General features: G+C 70.1%; 26 protein-coding genes. 7 read left to right on the top strand and 19 right to left on the bottom strand.

Going from position 1 to position 26,675, the window contains the following annotated elements; genetic code table 11:
• Positions 1-81 precede the first annotated feature (81 nt).
• The 6 genes from ELQ94_RS09020 to ELQ94_RS08995 all read right to left on the bottom strand — a co-directional run bounded on the left by ELQ94_RS09020 (position 82) and on the right by ELQ94_RS08995 (position 7,140).
• Complete coding sequence (locus tag ELQ94_RS09020) at positions 82-1,128, bottom strand: Gfo/Idh/MocA family protein (protein WP_341807727.1); 1,047 nt, start codon at positions 1,126-1,128, stop codon at positions 82-84.
• 98 nt (positions 1,129-1,226) lie between these two features.
• Entirely contained in the window at positions 1,227-2,657 is a 1,431-nt protein-coding gene (locus ELQ94_RS09015) for a DUF6421 family protein (RefSeq protein WP_127049312.1), read from the bottom strand.
• 227 nt (positions 2,658-2,884) lie between these two features.
• Positions 2,885-3,757 (bottom strand): ABC transporter permease, encoded by an 873-nt coding sequence (locus tag ELQ94_RS09010; protein WP_243696933.1) that lies wholly within the window; start codon positions 3,755-3,757, stop codon positions 2,885-2,887.
• A 92-nt stretch (positions 3,758-3,849) separates the two neighbouring features.
• Entirely contained in the window at positions 3,850-4,896 is a 1,047-nt protein-coding gene (locus tag ELQ94_RS09005) for an aliphatic sulfonate ABC transporter substrate-binding protein (RefSeq protein WP_127049310.1), read from the bottom strand.
• Positions 4,897-4,945: 49 nt separating this feature from the next.
• On the bottom strand, positions 4,946-5,818 hold the full coding sequence (locus ELQ94_RS09000) for an ABC transporter ATP-binding protein (protein WP_208007596.1): 873 nt from the start codon (positions 5,816-5,818) through the stop codon (positions 4,946-4,948).
• 194 nt (positions 5,819-6,012) lie between these two features.
• Positions 6,013-7,140, bottom strand: a complete 1,128-nt coding sequence (locus tag ELQ94_RS08995; RefSeq protein ID WP_127049308.1) for a Glu/Leu/Phe/Val dehydrogenase family protein — start codon at positions 7,138-7,140, stop codon at positions 6,013-6,015.
• Positions 7,141-7,279: 139 nt separating this feature from the next.
• Here ELQ94_RS08995 and ELQ94_RS08990 point away from each other — a divergent pair, with 139 nt between their 5' ends.
• Both ELQ94_RS08990 and ELQ94_RS08985 read left to right on the top strand, forming a co-directional pair.
• Entirely contained in the window at positions 7,280-8,200 is a 921-nt protein-coding gene (locus ELQ94_RS08990; RefSeq protein ID WP_127049306.1) for an AEC family transporter, read from the top strand.
• Between the two features lie 66 nt (positions 8,201-8,266).
• Entirely contained in the window at positions 8,267-9,457 is a 1,191-nt protein-coding gene (locus ELQ94_RS08985) for a glycosyltransferase (protein WP_243696932.1), read from the top strand.
• 16 nt (positions 9,458-9,473) lie between these two features.
• Here the strand turns inward: ELQ94_RS08985 and ELQ94_RS08980 are convergent, their stop codons facing one another.
• From ELQ94_RS08980 to ELQ94_RS08965, 4 genes are all read right to left on the bottom strand, one after another.
• A complete protein-coding gene (locus tag ELQ94_RS08980; RefSeq protein ID WP_166404702.1) occupies positions 9,474-9,728 on the bottom strand; it encodes a zinc ribbon domain-containing protein in 255 nt (84 codons plus the stop codon).
• 88 nt (positions 9,729-9,816) lie between these two features.
• The gene (locus ELQ94_RS08975; RefSeq protein ID WP_127049302.1) at positions 9,817-10,044 is read right to left on the bottom strand and encodes a hypothetical protein; all 228 of its coding nucleotides are present in this window, start codon (positions 10,042-10,044) and stop codon (positions 9,817-9,819) included.
• 39 nt (positions 10,045-10,083) lie between these two features.
• Complete coding sequence (locus tag ELQ94_RS08970; protein WP_127049300.1) at positions 10,084-10,959, bottom strand: exodeoxyribonuclease III; 876 nt, start codon at positions 10,957-10,959, stop codon at positions 10,084-10,086.
• Positions 10,960-11,035: 76 nt separating this feature from the next.
• The gene (locus tag ELQ94_RS08965) at positions 11,036-11,986 is read right to left on the bottom strand and encodes a LysR family transcriptional regulator (RefSeq protein WP_127049298.1); all 951 of its coding nucleotides are present in this window, start codon (positions 11,984-11,986) and stop codon (positions 11,036-11,038) included.
• Between the two features lie 391 nt (positions 11,987-12,377).
• Between ELQ94_RS08965 and pyrE the strand changes: the two genes are divergently transcribed.
• Positions 12,378-12,926 carry an orotate phosphoribosyltransferase gene (gene pyrE / locus ELQ94_RS08960; protein WP_127049296.1) on the top strand — a complete coding sequence of 183 codons (549 nt, stop codon included), beginning with the start codon at positions 12,378-12,380 and terminating at the stop codon, positions 12,924-12,926.
• Positions 12,926-15,337: a hypothetical protein gene (locus tag ELQ94_RS08955; protein WP_166404701.1), complete on the top strand. Its 2,412-nt coding sequence runs from the start codon at positions 12,926-12,928 to the stop codon at positions 15,335-15,337. Before pyrE ends, ELQ94_RS08955 begins: the two co-directional genes overlap by 1 nt.
• A gap of 84 nt (positions 15,338-15,421) precedes the next feature.
• Here ELQ94_RS08955 and ELQ94_RS08950 read toward each other — a convergent pair whose 3' ends face one another.
• Positions 15,422-16,222 carry an HAD-IIA family hydrolase gene (locus ELQ94_RS08950; RefSeq protein WP_127049292.1) on the bottom strand — a complete coding sequence of 267 codons (801 nt, stop codon included), beginning with the start codon at positions 16,220-16,222 and terminating at the stop codon, positions 15,422-15,424.
• An 82-nt stretch (positions 16,223-16,304) separates the two neighbouring features.
• The gene (locus ELQ94_RS08945) at positions 16,305-16,634 is read right to left on the bottom strand and encodes a hypothetical protein (RefSeq protein WP_127049290.1); all 330 of its coding nucleotides are present in this window, start codon (positions 16,632-16,634) and stop codon (positions 16,305-16,307) included.
• Between the two features lie 114 nt (positions 16,635-16,748).
• Between ELQ94_RS08945 and ELQ94_RS08940 the strand changes: the two genes are divergently transcribed.
• Together ELQ94_RS08940 and ELQ94_RS08935 are read left to right on the top strand one after the other, a co-directional pair.
• A complete protein-coding gene (locus ELQ94_RS08940; RefSeq protein WP_127049288.1) occupies positions 16,749-17,405 on the top strand; it encodes a hypothetical protein in 657 nt (218 codons plus the stop codon).
• Positions 17,402-18,178 carry a hypothetical protein gene (locus ELQ94_RS08935; RefSeq protein ID WP_127049286.1) on the top strand — a complete coding sequence of 259 codons (777 nt, stop codon included), beginning with the start codon at positions 17,402-17,404 and terminating at the stop codon, positions 18,176-18,178. Before ELQ94_RS08940 ends, ELQ94_RS08935 begins: the two co-directional genes overlap by 4 nt.
• Positions 18,179-18,253: 75 nt before the next feature.
• On the opposite strand, the gene ELQ94_RS08930 is transcribed toward ELQ94_RS08935, so the two are convergent.
• The 7 genes from ELQ94_RS08930 to ELQ94_RS17275 form a co-directional block, all read right to left on the bottom strand.
• Positions 18,254-18,523, bottom strand: coding sequence for a hypothetical protein (locus ELQ94_RS08930; RefSeq protein WP_127049284.1), 270 nt, complete (start codon positions 18,521-18,523; stop codon positions 18,254-18,256).
• A gap of 30 nt (positions 18,524-18,553) precedes the next feature.
• Complete coding sequence (locus ELQ94_RS08925) at positions 18,554-19,327, bottom strand: hypothetical protein (RefSeq protein ID WP_127049282.1); 774 nt, start codon at positions 19,325-19,327, stop codon at positions 18,554-18,556.
• A gap of 20 nt (positions 19,328-19,347) precedes the next feature.
• Positions 19,348-23,115, bottom strand: a complete 3,768-nt coding sequence (locus tag ELQ94_RS08920; protein ID WP_127049280.1) for a toxin glutamine deamidase domain-containing protein — start codon at positions 23,113-23,115, stop codon at positions 19,348-19,350.
• Positions 23,116-23,123: 8 nt separating this feature from the next.
• A complete protein-coding gene (locus tag ELQ94_RS08915) occupies positions 23,124-23,432 on the bottom strand; it encodes a hypothetical protein (protein WP_127049278.1) in 309 nt (102 codons plus the stop codon).
• Positions 23,425-23,967 carry a WXG100 family type VII secretion target gene (locus ELQ94_RS08910; protein WP_127049276.1) on the bottom strand — a complete coding sequence of 181 codons (543 nt, stop codon included), beginning with the start codon at positions 23,965-23,967 and terminating at the stop codon, positions 23,425-23,427. Before ELQ94_RS08910 ends, ELQ94_RS08915 begins: the two co-directional genes overlap by 8 nt.
• A gap of 69 nt (positions 23,968-24,036) precedes the next feature.
• Positions 24,037-24,330, bottom strand: a complete 294-nt coding sequence (locus ELQ94_RS08905) for a WXG100 family type VII secretion target (RefSeq protein WP_127049274.1) — start codon at positions 24,328-24,330, stop codon at positions 24,037-24,039.
• Between the two features lie 172 nt (positions 24,331-24,502).
• The gene (locus ELQ94_RS17275; protein WP_166404700.1) at positions 24,503-25,252 is read right to left on the bottom strand and encodes an FHA domain-containing protein; all 750 of its coding nucleotides are present in this window, start codon (positions 25,250-25,252) and stop codon (positions 24,503-24,505) included.
• Between the two features lie 126 nt (positions 25,253-25,378).
• Between ELQ94_RS17275 and ELQ94_RS08890 the strand changes: the two genes are divergently transcribed.
• Positions 25,379-26,620: an MFS transporter gene (locus ELQ94_RS08890; RefSeq protein WP_127049270.1), complete on the top strand. Its 1,242-nt coding sequence runs from the start codon at positions 25,379-25,381 to the stop codon at positions 26,618-26,620.
• Positions 26,621-26,675 lie beyond the last annotated feature (55 nt).

The following is a 26,675-nucleotide window of genomic DNA, read 5'->3' as shown; positions in this document are numbered from 1 at the left end:
CTCGATCAGCCATGCCCCGAGCCTATGCATCCGCCGTGACGTCCGCCTCCGCCGGGCGACGGATTCGTCGCCCGTGGCCGGTCAGGCCGGGTCGCCCGGTTCGGCTCCGCCGATCTGGCGGCGCGCGTCGTCGAGCATCTCGAGCACACGGATCGTCTCGTCGAGGCCGTGCAGCGGGGACTCGGTGAGCCCGGCGTCGACGTACCGCGCGAGGGCGGCGGCCTGGTAGCAGAGGGACTGGCGGGCGGGTCGGTCGAAGGTGTCGGCCCACTCGTCCACGAGGGTGCCGTCGGCGTCGTAGAACGTGATGGTGTCGGCGTCCCAGAAGGGGGAGGACACCTCGAGCCGGCCGCGCTCGCCGGCGATGACGGAGCGCACGGGCGTCGCCGCGTCGACTCCCGCCGAGAGCAGCGCGTGCGCTCCGCCCGCCGACGAGAGGATGAGGGCGGCGTGTGCGTCGACCCCGGTGGGTGCGAGGCGCCCACGAGCGGTGACCTCGAGCTCCGTGCCGAGGATGAACGTGGCCCACGCCGCGACGTACACGCCGAGGTCGAGGAGCGCGCCGCCGGCGAGCCGCGGGTCGAAGATGCGCGAGGCGGGATCGAACGCGGCGGCACCGCCGAAGTCCGCCGTCACGATCCGGAGCTCGCCGAGGAGGCCGTTCTCGACGGTCTGACGGATGACGTCGCTCTGCGGGCGGTACCGCGTCCACATCGCCTCCATGGCGAAGACGCCGGCCGCACGGGCGGCCTCGACGATGCGCCGCGCTGCCGCAGCGGTCGGAGCGATCGGCTTCTCGATCAGGACGTGCTTGCCGGCCGCGATCGCGAGCATCGCGTGCTCCTCGTGGAGGCTGTGGGGCGAGGCGATGTAGACGACGTCGACCTCGGGATCGGCGACGAGCTCGCCGTACGAACCGTACGCGCGGTCGATGCCGTGCTTCCGCGCGAACTCCTGGGCGCGCTCGAGCGTGCGCGAGCCCGCGGCCACGACCCGCTGATCCGTGTGGCGCACGAGCGAGTCGACGAAATCGTTCGCGATCGCTCCGGGGGCGAGGATCCCCCAGCGGAGGACGGGCGCGTCGCGGGGATCGGTGAAGCGGGGGGAGGGCAGCGCTGTCGACATCATCGTCACTTCCAGGTCGGGGTCGCCTTCATCCTGACACACGGGTGCGACCGCACCTGGGGAGGCGGGAGTGCCGGCCTCCCCAGGCGCTCACGAACGCGTCAGCCGCGGCCCGTGATGCCCGAGGTCGACGCGATGACGTCGCCCATCTTCTTCGAGAGCGCCTCGTAGAACATGGAGAGCGGGAACTCGTCGTCGAGAACGGCGTCCGTCATCCCCTTCGGGGCGCCGAGCAGGACCTCGTCCGGCAGACCGCGCTTCCACGCGGAGGCCGGGTGCGGCTCGACCACGGAGGAGACGAGCTCGTAGGCGGCGAGCCAGTGCGCCACCTTCGGTCGGTCGATGGAGCGCCAGTAGAGCTCGTCGATCGCGTCACCGAGCTGCACGACCACGCCGGGAACCTCGTCCCAGTCGATCGCGAGCGAGGTGTCCGTCCAGTGCAGGACGCGGTGCTGGTGCAGCCACGCGAAGAGCAGCTGGCCGCCGAGCCCGTCGTAGTTGCGCACGCGCGAACCGGTGAGGGTGAAGCGGAAGATGCGGTCGAAGATCACCGCGTACTGCACGAGCTTCGCGTGACGCAGCGTCTCCGCCTCCGCCTCGCTCAGGTCGCCGGCCTCGCGCGCGCCGAGCTCCTTCTCGAGCCGCACCGACTCTCGGAACGCGGTGAGGTCGCAGCGCAGCTCCTCGAGCGAATAGAGGAAGAACGGCATGCGCTGCTTGATCATGAACGGGTCGAACGGGAGGTCGCCGCGCATGTGGGTGCGGTCGTGGATGAGGTCCCACATCACGAAGGTCTCCTCCGCGAGCTGCTGATCCTCGAGGAGCTCGAGGGCGTCCTCCGGCAGGTCGAGCTTCGTGATCTCGGCCGCCTTCCTCACGACGCGACGGAAGCGCGCGGCCTCGCGGTCGGCGAAGATCGCGCCCCACGTGAACGTCGGGATCTGGCGCATCGCGACCGTCTCGGGGAAGAGCACGGCCGAGTTCGTGTCGTACCCGGGCGTGAAGTCCACGAAGCGGATCGGGACGAACAGGGCGTTCGAGTACTCGCCGGCCTCCAGTGCGCCGACGAACTCGGGCCACACGACCTCCACGATGACGGCCTCGACGAGCCGATCCGTCGACCCGTTCTGCGTGTACATCGGGAAGACCACGAGGTGCAGCTCGCCGTCGCGGCGGGACAGCTGCGGCTGGAACTCGATGAGCGAGTCGAAGAAGTCGGGCACCCCGAAGCCGCCGTCGGCCCAGCGCTCGAAGTCCGTGGCGATTGCAGCGAGGTACGCGGAGTCGCTCGGGAACAGAGGGGCGAGCTCGCGGACGGAAGCGACGATGTCGGAGACGTGCTGGCGGGCAGCGCCGTGGGCGTCGGCGACGGGGATCGATCCGTCCTTCACCTGGTGCGCACGGAGCGAGGTGGCGACGGTCTTGAGACGCTGCCACGCGGGCATCGCCGCGATCTCCTCGCCCGAGAGGCGGGTGTCCTCCACGACCTCGGGCTCGCCGATGATCGCCTGTGAAGTGCGTTCGATGGTCATGGTTCCCTCCTCGGGTGCACGCGTGGGTGGTCGAGGACGATCGCCCTCTCGCTGAGCGTATCCGTGGGGGCCGAGGCGTTTCTTTGCCTCCCGCGCACGCCCGCTGCGCGTACCGCTCCGCCCGCGCACGTTTCCCCCTCCCCTCCCTCGCTCTCACCCATAAGAATCCCCTCCGTGCTCGAGAACTCGTGCACGGAGGGGATTGTCAGGGGGTGTAGGTGGTGGGGTCAGGACCAGCGGCGCTTGACCCAGCGTTCGAAGAGCCCGACGAGGGAGTCGGTGAGCTTGCCGAGCACGGCGAGCAGGATGATGACGAAGAAGATGCGGTCGATGCGGCCGTTGTTCTGCGAGTCGACCAGTCGGAATCCGAGTCCCATCGACGACGCGATGAGCTCGGCCGCCACGAGGAACAACCACGCCTGGGCGAGCGCGAGCCGCAGGCCCGAGATCACCGACGGGATCACCGCGGGCAGCTGCACGGTCACGAAGAGTCGCGGGCCGTTGAGCCCGAACGCCCGGCCGGCCTCCACGAGCTGCCGGTCGACGTGCCGGAGGGCCGCTGAGACGGTCGTGTAGACGGGGAAGAATGCGCCGATCGCGATCAGGATGACCTTGGAGTCCTCGCCGATCTTGAACCACAGGATGAGCAGCGGCACCCACGCGAGCGAGGGGACGGCTCGCAACGCGGCGAGGGTGGGGGAGAGGAGGATGTCCCCGAGCTTCGACAGGCCCACGACGGCGCCGATCGAGAGGCCGAGCCCTGCACCGATCCCGAAGCCGAGCAGCACGCGCTGCACGGAGATCGCGACGTCCGAGGCGAGCAGGCCGCGCTGGGCGAGGTCGACGCCCGCGAGCCACACGTCGCCGGGTGACGGCAGGGTCGCCGTCGTGCCGCCCGCGCTCGCGATCAGCCACACCGCGAGCACGATCGCGGGGAGGAGGGCGCCCGCGAGCAGGACGAACCACGTGCGCGACGTGAGTCGGCCGGTGCCGCGGGCGAGGAACGCGCGCCCGGGCCGGGCCTCCGTCGTGTCGTACGACGATCCCTGGGTCGTCACGACGCCCGGAACCCGCTCATCCGGTTCGCTCTGATACGTCACGCTCTCCTCCTCTCTCGGTCATCTCCCGTGAGGTGTCGCATTCTGTTGCCTTTCCGACTGTTCAGGCAACAGAATGCGACATCTCAGGCGAGTCAGTCGGCGATGGAGGACGGGTCGGCGTCCTCCGCGTAGCTGGGCTCGAGGAGGGTGTCGAGAGCCTCGTCCACCTGGTCCTGCGAGGAGACGTCTCCGGACTCCACGAAGATCGGGCCGATGATCTCGAGCACGTCGAGCTGCGCCTGACCGGGCACGTTGTCGACGTCGAGGTTCGAGCGCTCCTCGATCACGGTCGTGGCGACGGCGAGGTCGAGTCCCGCGACGTCGGCGAGGATCTGCGCCGTCTCCTCGGGGTTCTCCTGCGCCCATTCGCGGGCCTTCTCGTAGGCGTCCACGACGGTCTGCGCGACGTCGGGCTTCTCCGTGAGGAAGTCCTCCGTGGCGTTCAGGAAGCCGTAGCTGTTGAAGTCGACGTTGCGGTAGACGAGCTGCGCGCCGTCCTCCTCGGCCCCCGCCATGATCGGGTCGAGCCCCGCCCACGCATCGACCGAGCCGTTGAAGAGCGCGGTGGAGCCGTCGGCGTGCTGGAGGTTCTCGATCGTCACGTCGGCCGGGTCGACGCCGGCCTCCTCGAGCGACTGCAGCAGGAAGAAGTAGGGGTCCGTGCCCTTCGTGGCTGCGACCTTCTTGCCCTCGAGGTCGGCCACGGAGGTGATGTCGGAATCGGGGCCCACGACGAGCGCCGACCACTCCGGCTGGGAGTAGATGTCGATCGTCTTGATGGGGGAACCGTTGGAGCGGGCGAGGAGCGCCGCGCTTCCGGCCGTGGAGCCCACGTCGATCGCCCCGGCGCGCAGGTTCTCGTTCGCCTTGTTAGAACCGGCGGACTGCACCCAGTTGACGTCGATGTCCTGGTCGGCGAGAGCATCCTCGAGCCAGCCGTTCTCCTTGATCACGAGGGACAGCGGGTTGTAGGTGGCGAAGTCGATGTTGAGCGTGCCGCCCATCGTCTCGCCGCCCTCGCCGGTCGTGGCGCCATCGCTCGACGCGTTCTCGCCGGCCGCGCAGCCGCTCAGGACGAGGGCCGTGGCGGCGGCGAGGGCGGCGACGGCGGTGGCCGGCCGGAATCGGGTGGTGGTCATGAGTGCTCCTGTGCTGGTGGTCGAAGGTGGCGGCGCTCGCGCGTCGCGGTCAGTACGGGTAGTGGGGGATCGAGGTGCCGGTCTCGACGCCGCGGGCGCTGCCGTGGCGATCGATGCCGAGCCCGTCGAGGAGGCGCCCCCGCAGCTCCGCGAGCTCGGCCGATCCCCGGTCTCGCGGACGGGTGCCCGGAACGGTGAGGAGCTGCGCGATCGTCGCTCCCGGCGCGCTCTCGTCCTCGGGCTTCGCGAGGAGCACGATGCGATCGGCGAGCTGCAGCGCCTCGTCCACGTCGTGCGTCACGAGGAGGACGGTCGTGGGCTCGGCGGAGAGGATGTCGAGGAGCAGGTCCTGCATCTTCAGGCGGGTGAGTGCATCGAGGGCGCCGAACGGCTCGTCGAGGAGTAGAACGCCGGGGTTGCGGGCGAGTGCGCGGGCGAGGGACGTGCGCTGCGCCATGCCGCCCGAGATCTCACGTGGGCGGTGGCCCGCGAACTCGCTGAGCCCCACGAGGTCGATGAGGGTCGAGACGCGCTCCGCGCCTTCCGCCTTCGGGGTTCCGCGCGGGAGGCCGAGCGCGACGTTGTCGTGCACGGTGCGCCACGGAAGGAGGCGGGGCTCCTGGAAGCCGATGGCCGTGCGGGGGTCGATGCCGGAGACCGGTGAGCCGTCGATGCGCACGCTGCCGCTCGTCGCGGAATCGAGGCCGCCCGTGATGCGCAGCAGCGTGGACTTGCCGCACCCGCTCGTGCCGAGGATCGCGACGACCTCGCCCGGTTCCACCGCGAGCTCGATGTCGCGCAGCACCGGTCGCGCCGGACCGGATCCGCGCTCGGGAGCGAATGCGCGACCGACCCCGGCGAAGTCGATCGAGACGGCGCGGCTGACGTCGCGTGCGAGGGCTTGCGGGACGGTCGTGGACACGGGGGCTCTCGGGTCGCTCGAGGACGGGTGGTCTAGCGGTGTGTCAACGCTAGGCCGTCGCCCCCGAGGCCCGTCATCCGAGCGAAAGAATGCGTAACATTCCGGATCCTCGCCGCGCCGCGTACACGCCCGTACGACGAACCGAGCGCCCCGTCTCGGTGAGACGGGGCGCTCCGACCTGCGTGGGCGACCGCTCAGCCGGCGGTCGGTGCCTCGACGGCGCCCAACCGACGCGCCGCGAGACGTTCCGCCGCAGCGAGCGTGGTCGTGCCCTCGCTCGACGCCGTGTCGAACACCGCCCGCACCGTGTCGCCGATCGCGGCGACCCGCTCGGCGATGACCGCGCGGCCGTCGGCCCCCGCCGCGAACGCGAGGTGGATGACGCCACCGGCGTTGACGATGAAGTCGGGGGCCCAGAGGATCCCGCGGGCGGCGAGCAGATCGGCGACGGAGCGCGATGCGAGCTGGTTGTTGGCCGCTCCCACGACGGCGACGCACGCGAGTTCGGCCACGACGGTCTCGGTGAGCGCGCCGCCGACGCCGCACGGGACGAACACGTCGGTCTCCACGAGGTGCTCGGATCCGGGCGACACCCACATCGCGCCGAGCTCCTCGGCGAGGGCGCGGCGCGCCGGGTTCACGTCGGTGACGGTGAGGTCGACACCCTCTGAACGGAGAGTGCGCGCGACGAGCGAGCCCACGTGTCCGAGTCCGGAGATGGTCGCCCGGCGCTCGCCGAGGTCGCTCGAGCCGAACCGGCACTCCATGGTGGCCCGGATGGACGTGACGACGCCCGCGGCGGTCGCCTCGCTCGGCTCGCCCACTCCGCCGCTCTCGAGCGGTAGCCCCGTCACGTGGGTGGTGCGCTCGCGCACCACGGCCATGTCCGCGGAGGACGTTCCGACGTCCTCCGCCGTGACGTAGCGGCCGCCGACGGACTCGACGACGTCGCCGAGGTCGAGCAGCGCGTTCCGGCGCGTCTCCGCGTCGAGGGTCATGCCGAGGGGGATGTGGATGACGGCCTTGCCGCCGCCGTGCTCGAGCCCGGCGCACGCGTTCTTCAGGGTCATGCCCTCGGAGAGTCGGAGTGCGTCGTCGAGCGCGTCGGTCCACGTCGGGTACGTCCAGAGCCGCGCCCCGCCGAGCGCCGCACCGAGGCGGGTGGAGTGCACGGCGACGATGATCGTGAGGCGGGACCGGGAGCCGGTGGCGACGACCACGCGCTCGTGCTCGAAGCCGAGCGGGGTCGTGTGCTCGGCCGTGCGGTGATCCCGCGGCTGCTCGCCTGCTCGGTCGTCCGTGGTGGGTGCGGTCAGCGTCATCGTCGTCTCTCCTCGTGGGGGTGTTCCTACGGCGCCCGGGTGCGGGCGCGTGCCGAGGAGCGGGTGGCTCCATCGCCGCCGCCCATCATCCCACGCAGCCCGTCCGGACAGAAGGGATGCCGCCCCTAGGCTGGGAGGCATGGGGGGAGTGCTGCTCGGATTCGGGATCATCGGTTTCGTGATCCTCGTGGGCTACATCGCGGCGCGGCTGCGCATCGGTGGCCCGGAGGCGGGCTTCGTCCTCAATCGCATCGCCTTCTTCATCACGGGCCCGGCGCTGCTCTTCACCGTCTTGGCCCAGGCCGACATCGGCGACGTGTTCTCGGTGCCGCTCCTCGTGGCCCTGATCAGTGCCGTGTCGATGGCTGCCATCTACCTCGTGATCAACCTCGTGTTCTGGCGGGATCCGCTCGGCCGGTCGACGATCGGTTCGATGGCGTCCGGCTACGTCAACGCGAACAACATCGGCCTGCCGGTCGCGGTGTACGTGCTCGGCGACGCGCACTACGTCGCGCCGCTCATCGTCATCCAGCTCGTGATCTTCGCGCCGATCGGGCTCGCGATCCTCGACATCTCCGCCCGCGGTTCCGTGTCGTTCGGGGCGATCCTCTCGCAGCCGATCCGGAACCCGCTCATCATCGCGTCGCTCACGGGCCTCGTGATCGCCGTGCTCGGCATCGAGTTGCCCGACGCCGTGCTTGCGCCGTTCGAGCTCCTCGGTGGCGCGGCGGTGCCGCTCATCCTCATGGCCTTCGGCATGTCGCTCTCCGGGCAGAAGCCCTTCGCGGCGAACGACGGTCGCTCACGTATCGTCGTCGCGTCGACGCTCAAGACCGTGGCGATGCCGGCGGTCGCCTGGCTCATCGCCTCGCTCGGTTTCGGTCTCTCAGGGCCGGAGCTCTTCGCCGTCGTCACGCTCGCGGCACTACCGACGGCGCAGAACATCTTCAACTACGCGAGCCGCTACGACACGGGCGTCGTGCTCGCGCGAGACACGGTGCTCGCCACGACGCTCGCATCGGTGCCGGTCATCGTCGTGATCGCGGCGCTCCTCGCCTGACACCACCTCCGCGCGTGGCCTAGCCTCGACGCATGGTCGGAGCCGACCGAGGGAGGAGGAACGCGCATGCGCATCCTGATCGCGACGGCGGGTTCGAGGGGAGACGTCGAGCCGTTCGCCAACCTCGCCCGCCGGGCCGTCGCCGAGGGACACGACGTGCTCCTCGTCGTGCCGGACCGATCCGGTGTCGATCTCGACGGTCTCGATGTCGCCTCCCTGGGCGTCGACTTCAACCGGATGATCACGGATCAGGGCGTGTCGGCGCTCGGTGCCATGCGATCGTTCCGGTCCGTGGTGCGGCCCCTCATGCGTGCCGTCATCGTCGAGACGGCGAAGGTAGCTCTCGACTACCGGCCGGACGTGGTGGTCGCCCACCCCAAGATCCTCTCCGCCCCGCTCATCGCCGAGGCGCTGAACATCCCCCATGTGCTCGTCGAGACCGTACCGGCGATGACCCCGACCTCGGCGTTCCCCGCCGCCGGCACCGTGACGCGGAACCTCGGTCGGGCGAACCGTCTCACGTACCGCGCAGCCGGCATGGCCGCGGCGATGTTCCGATCCGAGATCGACGAGGCCGCCCGACTCGTCGCTGTCTCACGGAGGACGGTCGCGTCCCCGGTCGCGACGCTCATGCCGATCAGTCCCGCCATCCTCGCCCGACCCGGGGATTGGCCGGACACGGTGCACCTCACGGGCCCCTGGCTCGACGACCGCGCACCGGGCGTGGTCGATCCGGTCGTCGCGGAGTTCCTCGAGGGCGGACCATACGTCTACGTGGGATTCGGATCGATGGCGGGCGGCGACCCGATCGAGCGAGCGCGTTCGGTGGTCCAAGCGGTCCGGGACCACGGAACCCGAGCGATCCTCGCCACCGGCCTCGGCGGACTGGACGTGCCGAGGGACCTCCTCGGACCGGATCTGCTCGTCGTCCGATCGACCGATCACGGCCGGGTCCTCCCGCGCGCGGTCGCGGCCGTGCATCACGGCGGGATCGGGACGGTCCAGGCGGCGACGCGCGCGGGAACCGTCTCCGTACTCGTTCCCTTCATCGCCGATCAACCCTTCTGGGGCGCGCGTCTCCACGCGCAGGGGCTCGCGCCGGCTCCCATCCCTCGCAGGGCACTCACGTCGAAGCGACTGACCGCCGCGCTCGCCGATGCCGCGAGTCACCAGGGCGGCGTCGACTCGGCCGCGCGGACCATGAATCAGGAACAGGGGACGCGAGAGGCATTGTCGGTGATCGTCAGCCTCGTGTGATCGGAACCCGTCGGTGTCAGCCCGCGCGGTGGGTGTTCGCCCACGCGACGGCGTTGTCGGCCTGGTCGCGCGAGACGTCCGTGATGCCGCCGCAATTCGTGCACTCGTTGACGAAGCGCGTCGAGACGGGGAAGAGCGGGACGAAGAAGAGCGTGAACCGATTGACGAGCTTCAGCACGCGCTGGGGGACGTCCTTCGAGCAGAACGGGCACACGAATGAGACGACCGCGACGAGGACGGTGTGGAGTCGAGTACCGAAGAGGAGGATCACCCTCGCGATGCTACGTCCGCGACCGTGCGGTCGGCTGTGGCTACCCCGACGCCGCCGGATGGGGTAGGCGTGGTTCGGCCCGGATGATCTACGGGTTGGAGTCGCCGTTGTCTGACCCGTGGGTCCTCGCGCGACCGCCGCGCTGCTTCCAGAGGTGTCGGACGAGGACGACCACTCCGACTCCTACCGCGATGAGGACCGTGGAGAGCGCCCTGTCGTTCGCCGGGCCGTCACCGACGAGTCCGGCGATGAGCATCACGCCGAGCACGATGACGACGAGGACCGCCAGCACGACCTTCGGAAACGCCTTCTGCATGATTCGGACTCGTCCTGGTCGACCTGGTGGTGGGACGTGTCAGCCGAAGATCATCGGGCGGTCGTCGTCGTCCGCCGGCTCGACGTCGAGGTCGACGACGACGGGCACGTGGTCGCTCGGGGCGTCACCCTTGCGCTGCTCGCGGTCGATCGACGCTCCCGCGACGAGCTCCGCGAAGGCGGGCGAGCCGAGCACGAAGTCGATCCGCATGCCCTCGTTGCGCGGGAAGCGCAGCTGCTTGTAGTCCCAGAACGTGTAGCCGGTGGGGACGAGCGGGCGCACGACGTCGGTCACACCGGCGCTCTCGAGGGAGGCGAACGCGGCGCGCTCCTCGGGGGAGATGTGCGTCGAGACGCCGGGGATGTGGCTCGGGTCGCCCATGTCCTCGTCGAACGGGGCGACGTTGAAATCGCCCATGAGGGCCAGCGGCAGGTCGGGCTCGGCGGCGAGCCACGCGCGCACGTCGGCCTCGAGCCGGGCGTACCACTCGAGCTTGTAGACGAAGTGCGGGTCGCCGACGGCGCGACCATTGGGTACATAGAGGCTGAAGAGGCGGATGCCGTCGACGGTCGCGCCGATCACGCGCGCCTCGAGCGGCAGGCCGGCCGCGTCGAACTCCGGGCCCACTCCATCAGGGCCGGGGGTCGCGGGCTTGCCGAAGCCGGGCATGCCCTCGAAGCTCGTCACGACGTCCGTCATCGGCAGGCGTGAGGCGAACGCGACACCGTTCCACTGGTTGAGGCCGTGGAGGTGCACCTCGTACCCGGCCTCCTCGAAGGCCTCGAGCGGGAACTGGTGCGGGCGGCACTTGATCTCCTGCATCGCGAGCACGTCCACGTCGTTGTTCACGAGCCAGTCGACGACGCGGCCCGATCGTGCCCTGATCGAGTTGACGTTCCACGTGGCGATGCGCATGCCCCAACGCTACCGGCTGCCGCCGACACGTCCGATCGTCGGAGCCGAACGCGGTGCCGGCGCGACGGCACGTCGGTCAGACCCAGCGCGGACCGACGAGCGGCGGCTCCTCTGCCGGCGTGTGGCTCGCCTCGAGCGCCACGGCCTGCCGACGGATCTCGTCGGCGACGGTGCGCACGGCGAGTCGCTCGGCCTTGTCCGGACGCATCAGCATGAGCACGTGGCGGAAGGCCTCGACGCCCGTCAGCGGTCTCGTCACGATGCCCTTCTCCGGGCCCGAGGCGGTGAACCGCGGCGCGAAGGCGACCCCGATGCCCTGTGCCACGAGCGCCTCCGTGATGAGGTTGTCGGAGATGCGCTGCACCACCTCGATCTCGCTGTGGGTCACGGCCTCGAGCTCGTGGAGCAGGCGGTCGAACGCGAATTCCTCGGGCACACCGATCCACGGTTCGCCGACGAGGTCTTCCGGCGTGAGTTCGCTCTTGCCGGCGAGTCGGTGGCCGAGGGGGAGGACGACGTCGAGCGGCTCGCTCAGCAGGTAGATGTTGCGCAACCCGCGACCGCTCCAGGACCGCTGCCCGGGCAGGGAGTAGGCGATCACGATGTCCCAGTCGGCGGTGAGGCTCGGGAAGTCGGTCATGTCCGCGTCGCGGTTGGTGAGTTCGACGGTGAGGCCCGGCAGGCGGGAGAGCGCTGCAACGGCGGGCGGCACGAAGGTCTGACCCGCCGTGGGGAAGGTGGCGACGCGCACATGGCCCGTGGGGTCGCCGATGTACTCGTCCCACGTGGCCTCCGCGCGGGCGATCGCGGCCGCTACGTCGATGGCGCTCGCCGCGAGGGCTCGGCCGGCGTCGGTCAGGATGATGCCCCGTCCGCTGCGCTCGGTGAGCGGGAGTCCGGCCTCACGTTCGAGGAGTTTGATCTGCTGCGAGACCGCCGACGGGGTGCGGTGTGTGGCGGTCGCGACCGCGTGCACCGAGCCGCGCTCGGCGAGTTCACGCAGTAGGTCCAGCCGGCGAACATCCATGTAGCGATGCTACACAGTGGGCCAAGTTTTATTCGCTTGTCGTTGATGGTCGAGTGACCTGTAATAGAGAGGTACCCAAGTTCCCCGATCAGGAAAGGACCCTCTCATGACCGTCTTCCTCACCACCCTTGGTCTCGTGGCCGTTTCCGCCATCGCGGGAACCATCGTCACCGTCTTCCGCGACGGCTACCGTCGCCAGCCGACGCGCACCTACAACCTCGTCTGAGGTCGGTCGCACCGAGGCTTAAGAGGCCGCATCACCCACGGGTGATGCGGCCTCTTCCGTTCGCGGCAATGGGTGTCGAGCGGCGCGTGTCGGTCCCTAGCGCAAGCCGGCTGGCCGCGCGAGCCGTGAATCCGCGGAAGTGAGGCCCCGCTAGAATCGATTTCCGTGACCGATGCACGCGAGAGACTGATCGACTTCGTCAAGAAGGACGCCGTCTTCCATGGCGACTTCACCCTCACGAGCGGCAAGAAGGCGACGTACTACGTCGACATGCGCCGCGTGAGCCTCGACCACCGCGTCGCGCCCCTCATCGGCCAGGTCATGCTCGACCTCATCGCCGACGTGCCCGACGTGGTCGCCGTGGGCGGTCTCACGATGGGTGCCGACCCGATCGCCTCCGCGATCCTGCACCAGGGTGTCGTCGCCGGTCGGTCCTACGACGCCTTCGTCGTGCGTAAGGAGCCAAAAGACCACGGGCGCGGCCGGCAGGTCGAGGGACCGGATCTCGAGGGCAAGCGCGTCATCGTCGTCGAGGACACGTCGACGACGGGTGGTTCGCCCCTCGCCGCGATCGAGGCTCTGAAGAAGGTCGGCGCCGAGATCGCCGGCGTCGCGGTGGTCGTCGACCGCAACACCGGCGCGCGCGAGATCATCGAGGATGCCGGGTACCCCTACTTCGCGGCGCTCGACCTGAACGATCTCGGTCTCGCGTGATGACGAACGGCACGGGTGGCGGCTTCCCGTCGGACGGTGACGAACCGGTCGAGGGCGATGACCGCGCTCTCGGCGGCGGCCACGACGACGAGTCGCGCGACGACCCGTCGGCCGGATCCGGTGACGACGCGGACGACTCGGGCTTCGGGCCGGACGTCACGACGCACGCGAACACCGAGGGCATCGAGATCCTCGACGACGGTGCCGACTGGCTCGCGACGCAACTCGCCGCCCTTCCGGCGGACACCACGGACATCCCGATCGTCGCAGCCGAGACCGGTGACGGATCGGATGGCGATTCGGTCGATGACGCGCCCGAGGCCGCATCGACGGATCACGACGGTGACAGCGCCGAGGACAAGACGGCTGCCGATGATGCGGCCGCGACGCGACGGTTGCCCGTCGTACCGGAGAACGCTCCCGCGCCATCGACGCCCGCCGCTCTCCCGGCCGAGGAGAGTACCGAGCCGCCGCTGACGCGACCCCGGGCGCCGGAGCCCATGGCCGGTTGGTTCGCGCCCACCCCGCCCCGTCCGCCGCTGCCGGTTCCGGCCGCGAGCGCCCCGGGCGAGGACGCGCCGTCCGGCTCGGACGGAACGGACGATTCCGTCGCGAACGGCACCGATCCGTCCGTTGTCGCACAGGGTTCGGAGCGCGCCACCGTTACGGAGGCCGCTGTCGAGCCCGTTTCCACGCCCGAGACGGCTCCGGAACTCGAGTCGGCTCCCGAGCCCGCCTCCGTCGCCTCGTCGGAATCGGAACGCACGACGACGGACGAGCCGCAGCTTTCGGAGGTCGGAGACGCGGCACCCGTCACGCCATCCCCGGTCAGCGCGGCGCACCCGAACGCGATCGTGATTCCTGGTCTGCCCAAGCGCTCGGCTCCAGAGTCGGAGCCCGAACGCGAACCGGTTGACGACGAGAGCACCGCACGCGAGTCCGACTCGGGCGAGCGTCACGCCACGTCCCCCTCGACAGCGCGCAGCGCCGCGGTCGATTCGGACGTGCCCGGCGACAGCAACACCGTGGCTGCTCCCCGTCCGGCCATGCCCGAGGAGACCGGCGAGATCGACTTCGGTTCCTTCGTCTGGTCGCTCGTGCCGAACCGTGAGGACGACCCGCTCGTCGTGCGCGAACGCCAGGAGGCGGAGGAACGCGCGGCCGCTGAGCGTGAGACGCGGGAACGCGAAGCGGCCGGGCGGGAGACCGCCGCTCGCGAGACCTCGGCTCGCGAGACCGCCGATCGCGAAGCCGCTGAACGCGCGGGCGTCGCCTCCGCCGCGACGGCTTCGGCCGCGGCCGCCGTCCCGGCGGTCCCCACCCCCTCTGGTGCCCAGGGGCCCGGCGAGTCATCTCCGTATGACGTCCACGCAGACGACCTCGGCGTGGACGACGAGGACACCGACGACAGTGCCGGTGACGCCGCTCCCGCCCCGGTCTCCGCACGTTCGACGGGCGACGGGCCGGTCGTCGGTCAGGACCGTTCCGAGGCCCCCACCTGGTCCCGCCCCGATCTCGATGATGCCTTCCCCGCCACCGCGGCGATGGATGTGCTCCCCGCCGACGACGACCCGGACGACCCCGACGACGAACTCGACGCGGCCGACCGGTTCTCGGCTCTCGGCACGGCGGCCATGCCGCTCTCGGCCGCGAGCGCTGCCCAGGGTGGGGCGGACCACGCCCCGACCCCGTCGGCCGCCTCGCGCGCCGACGCGTCCGAGTCGGTGTTCCCGGACGGACTCGTCGCCGAGGGCTCGACGACACCGTCCGATCGTCGATCGGCTCGCACGCCGGACGGTCACGCCGCGGGTGGTGGAACGCGGGCGGCTCGCCGCACGACGGGAACGAACCGTTCCCTGCTCACTCTGATCGCGGCGGGTGTCGTCGCCGTGCTCGCACTCGTGGGCCTCTTCTACCTGGGCACGCGGCTCCCCCTGATCTTCGCCGGGTCGACGGAGACGGCCGAGTCGGCCACCCCGACCCCGTCCGCGACGCCCGAGCCCACGGCCGAGCAGCCCGCCGCCGGTCCGCTCGCGGCCGGCACCTATGCGTGGGACGAACTGCAGGGCGGTGAATGCCTCGACCCGTACTCGTCGCCATGGGCCGAGGACTTCACCGTGGTGGATTGCGCCGAACCCCATGCGGCTCAGCTGGTGTTCGTCGCCCCGTATGCGGACGACCCGGCCACGCCCTTCCCCGGCGAAGATGTGATCGCCGCCGAGATCGGTCTCCTCTGCAGCGCCCCCGGCGTCGTCGACTTCGGGGCGGCCGCTCCGTTCACCGACCTGCAGGTCCAGGGCGCCTACCCGGTCTCGGGCGAGCAGTGGGCCGCGGGCGATCGCGACTACTTCTGCTTCGCGTCCCGCTCCTCCGGCGAACCCCTCACCGCCTCGGTCGCCACCACCCCTTAGCCCCCACCTCTACCCCCTGAAAACTTCGTATGTGCTTGAAAATTCGAGCACATACGAAGTTTTCAGGGGGGTAAGGGGGAGGGGTTAGAGGGCGTCGGTCTCGATGGGGGAGTCGACGAGGAGCTCGTGCACACCCGAGAGGATCTCGTCGGGGCGGAACGGGTACTTGCGGATCTCCGCCTCGTCGCTGATGCCCGTCATCACGAGGATCGTGTGGAGTCCCGCCTCGATGCCCGCGACGATGTCGGTGTCCATGCGGTCGCCGATCATCGCGGTGTTCTCCGAGTGCGCACCGATGCGGTTGAGCGCCGAGCGGAACATCATCGGGTTGGGCTTGCCCACCACGTATGGCTCGCGGCCCGTCGCCTTGGAGATGAGGGCCGCGATCGCGCCCGTCGCCGGCAGCACGCCCTGCGCGCTCGGCCCCGTCGCGTCGGGGTTCGTCACGATGAAGCGCGAGCCGTCGAGGATGAGGCGGATCGCCTTCGTGATCGCGTCGAAGGAGTAGTTGCGCGTCTCTCCGACGACCACGTAGTCGGGGGCCGTCTCCGTCATCACGAAGCCCACCTCGTGGAGCGCGGTGGTGAGTCCGGCCTCGCCGATGACGAACGCCGAGCCGCCGGGCACCTGGCTCGCGCAGAAGTCGGCCGTCGCGAGCGCCGAGGTCCAGAGGGACTCCTCCGGCACGATGAGGCCGGATGAGCGCAGTCGTGCGCTCAGGTCGCGGGGCGTGAAGATCGAGTTGTTCGTGAGCACCAGGAAGGGTGCATCGAGGTCCTTCCACTGCTGCAGGAGGGCCGCGGCCCCGGGCAAAGCGTGGTTCTCATGGACGAGGACGCCGTCCATGTCGGTGAGCCAGCATTCGATCTCGCTGCGGTCGGACATGGATCCTCCTGGGGTCGATCGAACGTGTCGATTCCCAGTGTAGGACCGGCGGCTACGAGCGCGATCGGCGCTCGCTGTGCGTCTACCAGCCGGGCTTGCCCGCGCAGGCCGTGCCGAGCAGAGCGACACCCGACTGCTGGTCGGCGAAGGCCGCATGCGTGGCTTTCGCGTCCCCAGCGAGAGCGGCCTCCTCCATGCGGTCGAGGTTCGCCGCGGCTCCCCGCACCCAGGCGATGTAGGCGGGGTCGTCGATGCCGTCCGTGCCGAGGTACACGACGGAGCGCAGCTGGGAGAGCATCGGGATGACGCGACTGAGCTTGGCCGGCGCCCCGAGCGACTCGATCACGGCTTGCGTGAGCTCGAGCACGGTCTGGCGCAGCTGTTCGCATCGGTCGGCGAGTACGTCGGTCATGGCCCCTCCACGGATCTGTCGGCGTGCTCAGAGCCTATCGGCCCATTCCCGCTCCTCCCGTAGAATCGACCGTCGGGACGCCGGTCCCGCATCGTCGCTGAGGGGAACAGGGTCATGGCCGCATTCGACAAGGGGTTCGCCCGTCACCCGGAACGATTCCAGCGCGGACGCTCGTGGCCGCGCACGATCATCTTCCTTCTGCTCGCGGTGGCTGCACTCGTCGCCCTCGTCTACCGGGCACTGAACTTCGGCGAGCTGCAGGATCAGGCCGCCGACGCGACCGGCTCCGTCCGCTTCGTCGCGGGCCAGCGCATCGGGCTGCTCGTCTCGCCGATCCTCCTGGTGCTCGTCGCTGCGGCGTGCGTGCTCGCCGCGGTCCGCTGGGGGAAGGTGTGGAGCCTCGCCCCCACGGGGACACCTCTGCGGAAGCGTCACTGGCGCGGTCTCTCCGGCGGACGTCAGCTCTTCACCGATCTCGACGCGCGGTTCCGCACGGGCGACCCGTCGGCCTTCACGCCCCTCCCCAAGCCGCCGTCGCACGCGGACGTCGACATCGAGTTCTGGACGGCGGACGCCGACCGGGTGGGCTTCGCCACGCTCGTTCTTCACGAGGGGAAGAACGGCAAGGAACTCACCTACTCGGAGCCGATCCCCTTCGAAGGGGCGTCGTACGATGCGCTGAAGGCGGCGCTCGCAAAGGGCCTCGACGAGCGTGCCGCCCCGCCCGCCGTCCCGGGCGCTTCCGTTCCGTCGACGCCTCCCGCGTCGTGAACGCCGCAGCTGTCCCCGCGGAGCTCCAGCACTGGGCTCGGGCTTTCGAGGGCGGTAACCACTACGACGCGGTCTACGACCGGGCCGCGGCCGACGCCGTCCTGGCGCGCAACCGCACCATGGTCATCGTGCTCGCAGCCGTCGGAGGAGTCAGCCTCCTCCTCTGTCTCGTTCTCGTGATCTTCGGAGGTGCGTTCACCCGGCTCCTCATCGTCCTCGGCGTCTTCGGGCTCGTCGTGATGTTCGCGACACTGCCGACGATCCTGAACGTGGGGCGGGGGATGCGCCGGTTGGCCGTCGGCAACGGCACGCTCGCGCGCGTGTCGGGCGAGGGTGTGTCCTTCGGCCTCGTGGGTCCGATCGCCTGGAGCGAGGTGGCGGGGGTCATCGAGTACGACTCCACTGCTCGCGCGCAGGCCAGCGCGCGAATTCCGATCATCGGCTGGGGTGCGCGATTCTCGCAGAAGGCGGGTAACGGCTCGCGCGGTCTCACCATCGCGCTCCGCGACGGTTCGGCCGTGCAGGCGCGAATCCGAGACGAGAACGAGCGCGGTTTCGTTCGGCTGTGGGGGCCGAAGTCGTCGCCGGCCCGCCCCGGTGACATCGCGATCATCCTCGATTCGTTCCTCGACGATGCCGGTGTCCGTCAGCTCCTCGAGGCCATCGTCGTAGGAGGGCTCATGAACGGTGTTCCCGTGCACCACCCGCGGTCGGCCGCCGACTACATCCAGACGCTCGGTCGTCTCGTCGACCCGAAGTTCCCAGCGGCGTAGCCGGGCATGGCGTGACCGTCTGTGCATCGCTCAGCACCACTCGGTCTCCCACGCGGTGGCGCGACACAGGCGGTGTCATCTCCTGGGAAGGACGAATTTCTCCGGCGGCGTGCGTGTGCCGGCAAGGAACGCTGCCAGACCGGTTTCGAAGTCCATCACCGAGGCGACGAAGAGCGCACTCTCGTCGGGCGCGACGTAGATCTTCCCGCCGCCGCGGATAGCATGCATGACGCAGACGCCGGCACCGTCGTCGAGGACGACCGTTTGCAGGTCGGCCCCGGGCGAGAGCTGCTCGAAGTAGCGGTAGCCCACCGCTGTCAACCGTGCTTCGTCTTCCTTGTCCATGCTGTGTTCCCCTTCGTCGTCTATCGTCGCTCAGCCGCCGGTCAGCGGGCCGATGTGATCGCCGTTGAGCAGCGTCTCGTACACCGCCAACACGTCCTCGACGCGGAGCGAGGGACCGTGGGATCCGTGGACCGTGATGAGAGTACCGCCGTTCACTCGCTCGATCGAGGCGCCTGTCACCTCGTCGGGGATGGAGTGGGTGCCGTCGCGGATCCAGGTGACCGCACCAAGCCGCGGCCAGGAGAACGGGACGAGCTTACGGGTGGCCTTCGCGATCGCCGTACTGCTGATCGCACTATTGACGGCGTCCCACCCGAGGGCCAGGTGCAGGACACTCGCGGTGACGTCCGCGACGAGGGGGCCGACCGCTTCGGTCACCGTGTCGTCGCTCGTGCTCCACCGGATCTGAATCTGATTCGTCAGCCGGCTCATGTCCTTCAAGCTGTTTCCGACGTGCCCACTGATGATCGTGGCTGAGTCCTCATCGGGTGCCCTCGAATCGACGAGAACGCCGTATCCGCTCGGCCCGGACGGCTGACCGGCATCGTCTGTGACGGCGAAGCTCCGGATGACGTTCTCGAGGTCGTTCTCGGCCGTCGGGAGCGGTTGACGAGGTTCCATGACGTCCTCAGCGAACCACCAGTGATCGCGGACGGGCCCACCCGACGCCTCGATGAAGCCCAGCGTTCCCTCGAGTCTCGCCGCCACCGTGTCTGCTGCCTCCGACCGGGCACCCCAGTGCGCTGAGATCACGGGCTTGTCGCGGTGCCAATCAATCGGCGAGAGGCCCAGGAGATCCGTCATGATTCCACCATTCCACATGTCTACGACACCCTCGGTACGTAGCGGACATCGATGTCGAGGCCAGCCTCGATGAACGCGTCTTCGAGCTGAGAGACGAGCTCGGGATTCCGGGTGAGGATCCATTCGAGCTGCCCGCCGGCGCTGTCGACCGCCGTATTCTGTCTCGCGGCCTGCCGGACCCACTTCTCGATGAGAGTCCTGGTCTTATCCGAAACGGTGCTCCCGGGCGGGAAGGGCTTGTAGATGTGGTCGTAGTTGCCCTTCACCTCCTGGAAGACCTCGGCGGGCGGGTCGCCTCGGAACTGGTGGCCATCGAACTCGATGACCCCGCTGTCGGATGACACGACATACTCGACCGGGTGCCCATTGGGAAGACGATCGACACCGGTGCCCCACTCCTGATCTTCGAGGCCACGATCACCGCGGTTCATTTCGGTCCACGTTCCCGGGCCGCCGTCCGTATCGCCAATGACCGGTTGCTGGTCCGCGGGCCTGGCGACGTCGGCTCGATGGTCCGGCGTCACATCCTCGGGAGCCGCGGGCTTCGCCTCAGGCGTTTCGCTCGATCCGGTACGCGAACCGTCGGCCTCGCTCGATGCCGGACCGTGTTCTGCTGCGCCGGGGCCTTCCGCTGATGCATCGGGTTCCGCAGTGGTCTCCGGAGTCACGACGTCTTCCGGACGGATGGAGGCGTCCCAGGTGGTGGCGTGAGGTTCGTGCGGAGGCCAGGGGGAGCGAGTCGCGTTCTGGGCGTCGATCGACCAGACGGTTGTGCCGTCGTAGTAGGCATTGAACCAGTGCCCGAAGCCCGTGGAGCGATCGATGCCGACCACGCAGTGAGATCCTGGCCCCATGGCCCGCAGGGTGTCCGCGATCTGGTCGGGTGTCATGGGCGTCTGGGGGTTGCCCGTGCGCGCCTCTATTTCCGGCGTGGTGAGGGTGCCTGTCGGAGCCTCCCGTGCCGGGCTCCCGTTGAGGAAGTCGTTGAGGAGCGCCGAGGTGTTGCCGCAGTTGGTCGCGTACCCGTTGGCCGGGTCGTGAGGGTCGAAGTTCGGGTTGATCTCGGGGAGGGCCTCATCGATATCCGCCGCGGTCCGCTCCGTCGAGTTGCTGCCCTCCGGTGTCTCCGGCGTGTTCGCGTCGGGGGTACCGGCGTCGGGCGTCCCGGGAGCGGCCGGCGTGTTCGCGTCGGGGGTCGGGGACGACGGCGCGTTGGACGTGGGCGCGTTCGACGACGGGGATGACGGCGCGGCGGGGCTCGCCGGCGAGGCCGGCGTGCTCGGGGCCTTGCCTCCGCTCGCTCCAGCGTGCAGACCGACGACTCCCGCTGCTCCGGCCGTGACGGCTCCCGCGGCGGCGGCGTCACCCGCGTCGAGTGCGTTGGGGTCGACGGTGTCGTCGGGTCCGGTGGTGTCGGACTCAGGAGTGGTCCCGTCGGGCGTCGTGCCATCCGGCGCCGTGCCGTCCGGCGTCGTTCCGTCGGGTGTCGACGCGTCGGCCGCGTCAGCTGCGACGGCTGCTTCGAAGGAGCTCGAGTCGACGGACGTGTTCGCGTCCGGGGTGCTCGTCGACGGTGAGGACGGTGAGGCGCTGGCTCCGGCGACCGGGGCGGTCGACGGGGATCCGTTGGCCGGTGTGGCATCCGGGGTCGACGGCGTCGTGTCCGGAGTGGATGGAGCGTTGCTGTCCGGCGTGGAGGGTGCCGTCGGATCCGGGGTCGACGGCGTCGTGTCCGGGGTGCTCGGTGTGCTCGAGTCGGGGGTCGACGGGGTGCTCGAGTCGGGGGTCGACGGGGTGCTCGAGTCGGGGGTCGACGGAGCGTTCGAGTCGGGGGTCGACGGGGTGCTCGAGTCGGGGGTCGACGGAGCGTTCGAGTCCGGGGTGGACGGTGCGGACGAATCCGGCGTCGACGGAGTCGCATCCGGGGTCGACGGAGTGCTCGCGTCCGGGGTGGACGGTGCCGAGGAGTCCGGCGTCGACGGGGTCGTGTCCGGGGTAGACGGCGCACTCGAATCCGGGGTCGACGGAGTGGGGGCGTCCGGGGTCGACGGAGTGTTCGAGTCCGGCATCGAGGGTGACGACGAGTCCGGCGTCGACGGCGACGAGTCGGGCAGTGACGGCGTTCCGCCGTCGCTCGACGGGGCCGAGACGTCGGGCACGCCGGGGCCATTGGTGGAGGTCGACGTGTCCCCTCCGGCTCCCGTCGGGGCGTCGCCCGAGGGGATGTCGACGGAGCCGGACGAGTCGACGGGTGTCGTCGCGTCTCCAGCGCCGTCCACGATGGGGGCGTCGGGAGCATCGGGGTTCGGGCCGCCGGCCGCCGCGGGGGCGGAGCTCGACGGTGCTCCGCCGCTGCCCTGCGGTGCCGCGGGAGTGTTCGTGTTCGGGGCGCTCGGTGCGTCGACGCCTGTCGGGCCGAGGGGGGAGTCGGGGGTGCTCGACGACGGTACGTCGACACCATCGGGACTCGGGGAGCTGCTTCCGCTGCCGCCGCCCGTCGAGGGGGCGTTGGGGCGCGTTCCTCCACCGATCGTCCGGGCACCGCCGCCGATGAGGGCGCCGAGGCCGGCCGAGGAGATCGGGTCGAACGGGACCCCGCCGACGCCCGACTGGACGAGACCATCCGTGAGACCGTCGACGGCGCCTTCTCCGGCACCGACCGCCGTGTTCATCGCCACGCGCGTGGCGCCGGAGCGCGAACCGATACGGAGGACGTGGGACCCACCGTCCCCCACACGGCCACCGATGGCGCCGCCCGCGAAGGAGCCGAGACCCACGGTGAGGAGGTTCTGAGCGCGATCCGGAGCGACGACGTTCACAGCGGCCTGCACGGTCACGGTGGCGATCGCGCTCTGCGTCCCCTCGCGGAGAGCCTTGAGGAGCACCTTCGCGGCGAGGGCGTTCATCCGAGTGAGGGCGACGAGCTTCTGCACCAGGTTGGCGATCTTGCGCGCCCAGTTCAGGACGGTGAGGGCGATCTTGCCGGCGACGAGCGGAGCGCCTGCTCCAGCCGTGGCCACCGTGAGGAGGGCGCCGAGACCCAGATCGAGGGCGATCTCGGCCGCCATCTGGCCGAGGAACCAGCCGATCTCCTCCCACATCGCGTCGACGTTCTTCTTCTGCTCAGCGCAGAGATCGCTGAGACCGGTCGCGCCCGTGGCGATCTCGCCGAGCTTCTCGGAGATGGAGTCGCGGGCGGCTCGGATGTCGGTCGCCTGCGGGATGTCCATCGAGGCGAGGTTCGTGAGCGTGCCGTCGAGTTCGCTCGCGGCGTCCGAGATCGCGGTGCTGAAAGCCGACCAGGCCGAGGCGGCTTCGCCGAGCTTCCCACTGTCGGCGTCGGGCAGGACCACGCCGAGCTGCGCGAGGGCGTCCATGACGAATTCCTGGAACTCGCCGAGCGGACCCACCGCACCCGGTGCCTTCGCGCTCGGCACGGAGAACGTTGCGGCCGAACCGGGTGTGCTCGAGGGAGAGCGTGTGGCCACGGTCTCGAGGGTGCCGACCGTGCCGGCGTCCGTGTAGGCGTTGGCGGTGTCGCCGAGGAGGGTATCGAGGGCGCGCAGGGCCTGTGCATACGACCCGGCGGCGTCGAGCGTGTTGACGGCGCCCTCGCCGTAGGCGTCGATGAACTCCTGAGCGGAGTCCTCGTTCCCGGCCATTCCGCCGGTGTTCGAGAGAGCGGACTGCGCGGAGCGCGCGGCGGAGTCGAGCGAGGTAGCGACCCGGTAGAGGTCGTCGCCGTCGAGGGCGAGGCGCGACGGGGTGACGCGGACGAACACGGACACGGTGACTCCTAGGCCAGGCTTGCGGCGGTCTCGGACCACGCGGTGTCGAGGTTCTCGACCGTGGTCGAGTACGCGGTGTGGACGGCTTTGGCGAGCTCGTGCAGGCCTTGTGCGCTGTCACTGAGGCCCTGGGCGCCCACCGACCAGGCCTCGAAGCTTCCGAGGAACGACATCATGGCGGGACCCTGCCAGTCGGCGGGGAGCATGTACGCGAAGCCACCCGCGCCCTGGCGCAGGGCGTCGCAATAGGTGACGAGCGTCTCCATCTGGGTGACGAGCTGTTCGAGGGAGGCCAGATCGACCTGCTGTTCAGGCATTGCTCGACTCCCCGCTGTCGTCGGCGACGGTCGTCGCCTGCTCACCCTGCTCGTTCTGCTGGCCCTTCGCGCTGCTGCCCTTGGCCGCGACCGAACCGCCGGTGACGAAGGCGCCGTAGCCCTCGGACTGCAATTCGCCGTCGGCCTCGGCCTCGACACGCGGATCGGACGACACCGTGTTCGACGCGGTGCGCGATGCGGAGATCGACGGGCCCGCGGCGGTGGCCGAGGTGGACTGGCGCCGGTTGGCGAAGCCGCCGGACAAGCCGACCTCGGCAGTGACATAGCCGGACTCCGCCATGCGCAACTGACCGGCGAGGCCCGTCAGTGCGGCGCGCACGAGGAGTGCGCCTTCCTCGTACTGGCCCCAGAGCTCGACGAACTTGTCGGCATCCGCGCCCTGCCACGTGCTTCCCGCGACACTCGAGACGGTCGCGCTCGCTTCCGCGAGGTTGCTGTCGAACGTGGCGACGACGGTGTCCAGCAGCGTGGACACTTCGCCGAGCGAATTCGCTCGGACGCGGTACTGCACCATGGCTCAGTCCTCAACTCAGGTGACGGGAAGGAAGAGGGGTGCGGACCGATCGGCCCGCACCCCACGGGATCAGGCCCGGAAGAGGCCGGAGATCGAGGTCTCGGAGTCCTCGTAGGTGAGCGAGGCCTGGTTGAGCAGGTCGCTGATGCCCTGGAGGGACTCCTTCAGCTGCAGGGCCGACTGGTCCCACTGGCTGTACAGCTCGTTGAAGCTCTGCGACGCCGTACCCGACCAGTCGCCGCCGACGAGGCCGTCGACGAGTCCCTTGAGGTTCTGCAGCTGCGACTCGATCGACTGCGAGCCGGACGACAGCTGGCCCGCGACGCCGGCGAGCGATTCTGATGTGACCTTGATGTCGGCCATGGCGATCCTCCACGTTTTCGAATGATGACGGAGCGCCAAAGGCGACGAAATGCGAGAGGTCGGGCCCCTCGCCGTCGATCCGGCTTCTCCAACTGGGTCGAGCCTATGGTGACCCCACGAGGCCAACAAGGTGGAGAGGTACCCATAGGCCTCTCACTGGGGGTGCCGGCGGTCAGAACCCGATGACGTCGAAGTAGAAGTCCGCGCCCATCCACACGCGATCGCCCACCGCGAGCGGCACGGCGCGGCCGGTGACGAGCGGGGTCGTGCGGTCGCCGCGCTCCACCTCGGTGCCGTTCGCGGAGCCGAGGTCGACGACGGCGAGCGTCGTCGCGGCCTGTTCGATCCGCACGTGCGCGCGGGAGACCGAACGCGACGGGTCGTCGATCTGCACGGCGGCGATGCGGGCGTCCGCAGCGGCCGTTCCGGGGTTGCGCCCCACGATCGCGGGAGCGCCGATCGCGAGGGTGCGCCCCGTGCTGAGCTTCACGTGCACGGTCGTCGGCGCGTTCGCGGCGACCGGTGGCGCGGTGGCGGGCGGCGGGGCGGCCGGCTCGCGGGCGGCTTGCGGCGCTGTGGCCGGGGGAGCGGCCGACTGTGGGCTCGGCGGTGTCGGCTGCGGGCCGGGGGCCGGGGAGGGCGTCGCGCGGGGAGCGGGCGGGGCGGCCGGGCTCTGCCCCGCCGTGGCGTCGGCTGCGTCATCGGAGCGGGCCCCGAAGGCGCCGGGCAGGGGGACGCGACCGATCCGGCGCTTCTTCTTCGCGGGGGCGGCCGCGGCCGGCGGCGCATCGGTAGGAGCGTGCGGGGCGGCAGCGGGAGCGCCGAAGGGGGGCGGGACGGAAGCGACGAGTTGCCCGCAGTTCGCGCAGAACATGCTGTTGGGACGCAACTCCTCGTCGCAGAACTGGCAGCGCGCGGACATGTCTGGAAGTACCCCCGGTCGGTGTGCGAGCAGGCTCGGCGAATCCGAGTCTAGACGCCTGCGCCCGCCCGGACGGCTCGCGGGGGGACGGCGACATGGCCGCACGGGCACTCGTAGAATCGACGGGTGACGTCGACCACTCCCGCCCCGCTCTGGGCCGGTCGGACGCTCGCGCTCCTCGGCATCGTCATCGCCGCGGCGAACCTGCGCACCGCGGTCGCGGCCCTCTCGCCCATCGTCGGCGAGGTGAGCGATGACATCCCGATCGACTCGGTGGGACTCGGCCTCCTCGGCACCCTTCCGCCCCTGTGCTTCGCGGTGTTCGGGCTCCTCGCGCCCGCGCTGCAGCGGCGGGTGCGGCTCGAGGTGCTCCTCGTGGTGCCGCTCATCGCGATCCTGCTCGGGCATCTGATACGGGCCGTCGCCCCGTCGTACCCGCTGCTCGCGATCGGCAGCGCGCTCGCCTTCGCCGGCATGGGCGTCGCGAACGTCGCACTCCCGCCGATCGTCAAGAAGTACTTCCCCGATCGCATCGGGCTCATGACGAGCGTGTACGCCACGATGATGTCGCTCATGACCCTCGTGCCGCCACTCGTAGCGGTGCCCGTGGCGGACGCCGCGGGCTGGCGCGTGTCGCTCGGATTCTGGGGCGTCTTCGCGATCGCCGCCGTCATTCCGTGGATCGGGTTGCTGCTGCGCGAGCGCGCCGGCCGCGCAGCCGAGGCGCCGACCGACGACACCGCGGCCATCGCCACGGTGCCCTCGGCCGCTGCGGGCCGCACCTCGCGGTCGCCGCTCGCGTGGGGCATGGCCGTGATGTTCGGGACGACGTCGCTCAACGTGTACGCGCTCTTCGCCTGGCTCCCGCAGCTGCTCGTCGAGGATGCCGGCGTGTCGACGGCCGAGGCGGGAACGCTGCTCGCGCTCTATGCGGCGATGGGCTTCCCCGCGTCCATCGTCATTCCGATCCTCGCGGTGAAACTGCGGAGCGTGGGGCCGCTCATCGCCGCGGGACTCGGCTTCTACCTGGCCGGATATGCGGGGCTCATCCTGTCTCCGGCGACCGGCACGTGGCTGTGGGTGGCGCTCGCCGGGGCCGGCCCGCTCCTGTTCCCGCTGACCCTCGTGCTCATCAACCTGCGGACGCGGACGGCCGGCGGGGCAGTGGCCCTCAGCGGCTTCACGCAGGGTGTCGGGTACATCGTGGGGGCGGTGGGTCCGCTCGTCTTCGGTCTGCTCCACGAGGCGACGGACGGTTGGACGGTACCGCTCGTCTTCCTCGTCGTGACGGTCTGCACGATCGCCCTCACCGGCGCGGTCGTGTCCCGCCCGCGCTACCTCGAGGACGACTGGTCCCGCCGCCCCTGACCCCCCTCTTACCCTCCTAAAAACTTCCTATGTGCTCGAATTTTCGAGCACATAG

The organism is Labedella endophytica (assembly GCF_003990045.1).
GTDB lineage: Bacteria > Actinomycetota > Actinomycetes > Actinomycetales > Microbacteriaceae > Labedella > Labedella endophytica.
This window is presented reverse-complemented; position numbering and strand designations above follow the sequence as displayed.

Bases quoted from the DNA above. Each gene is read 5' to 3' on its own strand.
- ELQ94_RS09020 (WP_341807727.1), bottom strand. From the start codon at position 1,128: ATGATGTCGACAGCGCTGCCCTCCCCCCGCTTCACCGATCCCCGCGAC.
- ELQ94_RS09015 (WP_127049312.1), bottom strand. From the start codon at position 2,657: ATGACCATCGAACGCACTTCACAGGCGATCATCGGCGAGCCCGAGGTC.
- ELQ94_RS09005 (WP_127049310.1), bottom strand. From the start codon at position 4,896: ATGACCACCACCCGATTCCGGCCGGCCACCGCCGTCGCCGCCCTCGCC.
- ELQ94_RS08995 (WP_127049308.1), bottom strand. From the start codon at position 7,140: ATGACGCTGACCGCACCCACCACGGACGACCGAGCAGGCGAGCAGCCG.
- ELQ94_RS08990 (WP_127049306.1), top strand. From the start codon at position 7,280: ATGGGGGGAGTGCTGCTCGGATTCGGGATCATCGGTTTCGTGATCCTC.
- ELQ94_RS08985 (WP_243696932.1), top strand. From the start codon at position 8,267: ATGCGCATCCTGATCGCGACGGCGGGTTCGAGGGGAGACGTCGAGCCG.
- ELQ94_RS08975 (WP_127049302.1), bottom strand. From the start codon at position 10,044: ATGCAGAAGGCGTTTCCGAAGGTCGTGCTGGCGGTCCTCGTCGTCATC.
- ELQ94_RS08970 (WP_127049300.1), bottom strand. From the start codon at position 10,959: ATGCGCATCGCCACGTGGAACGTCAACTCGATCAGGGCACGATCGGGC.
- ELQ94_RS08965 (WP_127049298.1), bottom strand. From the start codon at position 11,986: ATGGATGTTCGCCGGCTGGACCTACTGCGTGAACTCGCCGAGCGCGGC.
- ELQ94_RS08955 (WP_166404701.1), top strand. From the start codon at position 12,926: ATGACGAACGGCACGGGTGGCGGCTTCCCGTCGGACGGTGACGAACCG.
- ELQ94_RS08950 (WP_127049292.1), bottom strand. From the start codon at position 16,222: ATGTCCGACCGCAGCGAGATCGAATGCTGGCTCACCGACATGGACGGC.
- ELQ94_RS08945 (WP_127049290.1), bottom strand. From the start codon at position 16,634: ATGACCGACGTACTCGCCGACCGATGCGAACAGCTGCGCCAGACCGTG.
- ELQ94_RS08940 (WP_127049288.1), top strand. From the start codon at position 16,749: ATGGCCGCATTCGACAAGGGGTTCGCCCGTCACCCGGAACGATTCCAG.
- ELQ94_RS08930 (WP_127049284.1), bottom strand. From the start codon at position 18,523: ATGGACAAGGAAGACGAAGCACGGTTGACAGCGGTGGGCTACCGCTAC.
- ELQ94_RS08925 (WP_127049282.1), bottom strand. From the start codon at position 19,327: ATGACGGATCTCCTGGGCCTCTCGCCGATTGATTGGCACCGCGACAAG.
- ELQ94_RS08915 (WP_127049278.1), bottom strand. From the start codon at position 23,432: ATGCCTGAACAGCAGGTCGATCTGGCCTCCCTCGAACAGCTCGTCACC.
- ELQ94_RS08910 (WP_127049276.1), bottom strand. From the start codon at position 23,967: ATGGTGCAGTACCGCGTCCGAGCGAATTCGCTCGGCGAAGTGTCCACG.
- ELQ94_RS08905 (WP_127049274.1), bottom strand. From the start codon at position 24,330: ATGGCCGACATCAAGGTCACATCAGAATCGCTCGCCGGCGTCGCGGGC.
- ELQ94_RS17275 (WP_166404700.1), bottom strand. From the start codon at position 25,252: ATGTCCGCGCGCTGCCAGTTCTGCGACGAGGAGTTGCGTCCCAACAGC.